This is a genomic window from Streptomyces sp. NRRL S-495, from assembly GCF_000966955.1.
Lineage (GTDB): Bacteria > Actinomycetota > Actinomycetes > Streptomycetales > Streptomycetaceae > Kitasatospora > Kitasatospora purpeofusca.
The window spans coordinates 1-598 of the sequence record NZ_JZWY01001339.1; the positions used below are offsets into that span (position 1 = coordinate 1).

General features: G+C 80.9%; 1 pseudogene. It reads right to left on the minus strand.

Annotated elements, in window-relative coordinates:
* Positions 1–598 (minus strand): annotated as a pseudogene (locus tag VR45_RS41560) (ATP-binding protein); the annotation flags it as partial.

A 598-nucleotide genomic window follows, 5' to 3' on the forward strand; every position in this document is an offset into this window, starting at 1 on the left:
CGGCGATGTCGGCCTCCGCCTCCGCCTCCGCGACGGCGGCGCGGCCGGAGCCGGTGCCGTGCTGGAGCGCCTGCCAGCGGGCGGCCGCCTGCTCGGGCGTCCGCACCGGGCGGACGGCGCCGGGCGCGGGTGCCGCGGCACCGTCGGCGGGCGAGGGCTGCGCGGGCACCGGCCGACGCCGGCGGCGGCTGGGAAGTCCGGTGCCGTCGTCCGGCGCGGCGGGCTCGTCCGGCACCGCCCGCACCGGCGGGACGGCGTGCACCGACGGTCCGTCGGACGGGCGCGGCGGGTCCGACGGGCCCGGCAGGTCCGGCACCGGGGGGACGACATGGATCGCCGGGACACCCTCGCGGGCGCGTCCGCCCGCGGTGGGCGCCGGACCGGCCGGACCGGCGCCGGACCGCAGCGGCAGCGGGGTGAGCACCGACAGCGGCTGCTCCTCGTCCACCACCGTCAGCAGCCCGGCCGGGATCCGAACCAGGGCGCGCATCCCCCCGTACGGGGAGGGCTCGACGTGGCAGGAGAAGCCGTACTGCCGGGCCAGCTTGCCGACCACGGCGAACCCGGTCCGCGGCGGGTTGCCCAGCTCGGTGAGCAG